Origin of the sequence: Micromonospora sp. U56 (genome assembly GCF_018070095.1) — a bacterium.
Lineage (GTDB): Bacteria > Actinomycetota > Actinomycetes > Mycobacteriales > Micromonosporaceae > Micromonospora > Micromonospora purpureochromogenes.
Genome location: NZ_JAGPYL010000256.1, coordinates 1 through 1,388, shown reverse-complemented (window position 1 = coordinate 1,388; position 1,388 = coordinate 1). Strand labels below are relative to the sequence as shown.

Below are 1,388 nucleotides of genomic sequence, written 5' to 3'. Positions count from 1 at the left end.
CCAATGCCGTTCAGTTAAGGGGGTGGGTTGGTTGTCAACGCCGTCGTGTTGAGGATCTTGATGGCGATGGTGTGGTGGTAGTTGGTGCGGTCGATGGCGCCCTTGGCGCGGTGTTTGGAGATGGCGCGTTTCACCACTCGTGGGCTTGTTCGGGGGCGTCGTTGAGCAAGCAGGTGGGCCAGGACGGCGCGGCCGATCGCTCCGACGAGGTCGATGACGGTGTCGGCGATGATTCCGGCGGCGAGGATGACCTGGTCCCGGGCGGCGTGGACGGCGACGGTGAAGCTGGCCCGGTCCGGGTGAGCCGCCGGCTGGCTGGCGGTGGCGTCAGCCATCGCCAGCCGCACCGTTTGGTACCCGGCCAGCAGGGCGTGGACCTCCTGACTCACCCCGTTCGGAGTCCGGGCCCGCAGGACCCGTCCGCCTAACAGGGTGGACTTCAACTCCAGGTACGCCGTCTCGATCTCCCAGCGTTGGTGGTAGAGCGTGACGAGGTCCAAGGCGGGAAACCGGCGGTGGTCGGTGAGGGTGGTGATCAGCCGGTATCGGCCGACATGGCGTTTTCCGTTCAGACTCACGACGATCTCAGCGTCGACGACCCGGACCGTCATCGCGCCGATGACCGACAGCCAGGACCCGTCGCGGTGGCGACGGATCACCGGTAGCCGCCGGTCGTCCTTGTCACGAATGAGCAGGTCAGCACCGGTGCCGGCGAACTGTTCGATCATCGTGCGGGCGGCGAAGCCCCGGTCGGCCAGCAGCAGCATGCCCGGGCGCAGACAGCCCAGCAGACGACCGGCGCAGCCCAACTCGCCGGTGGTGAGCGGGGTGAACACCGCATCGATGAGGGTCCGAGTGCCACACACGACGACCGCGACCAGCCGCAGCATCGGATAGCCCGAGCCGCCGTGGGTTCCGGCCTGACGAGGATAGACCGCGAGGTTCGCCGCGCTGTCGGGCACGAACATGCTGGTGCCGTCGATCGCACACACCAGCAGACCCCGCCATCGAGCAGCCCCGGCAGGCGGACCCGCCAACAGCCGAAACAACGCTGCCAGGGGTTTGTCCCCGATCCGACGGCGAGCCTGAGACAGGGCTGAGGAGCTCGGCATCGCCACCGGCAACCCGTCCAGACCAGCGACCAGCCGAGCCCACACCTCGCGATAACCCAACTCGGCGAACAACCCCGCCGCGAGCAGCAGATACACCACCACCCGCGACGGCAGATCCCGCACCCGTGCCTGCACCGCCCGCGTCTCAGCCAGGACGGCATCGACCATTTCGAAGGGCACCTGCTGCGTCAACTCACCCAGATGACCCGGCGCGAACCGGCCGGCAGCCACCGCGATCGTCCGGGTAATGGCACACTGTTCCAACGGCGGGGCTCC

Annotated in this window: 1 protein-coding gene; it reads right to left on the bottom strand. The window is 67.9% G+C overall.

Annotated elements, in window-relative coordinates:
* Window positions 1-14 precede the first annotated feature (14 nt).
* On the bottom strand, window positions 15-1,388 hold a 1,374-nt coding region (locus KBX37_RS33850), incomplete at its 5' end, for an IS4 family transposase (protein WP_307849322.1).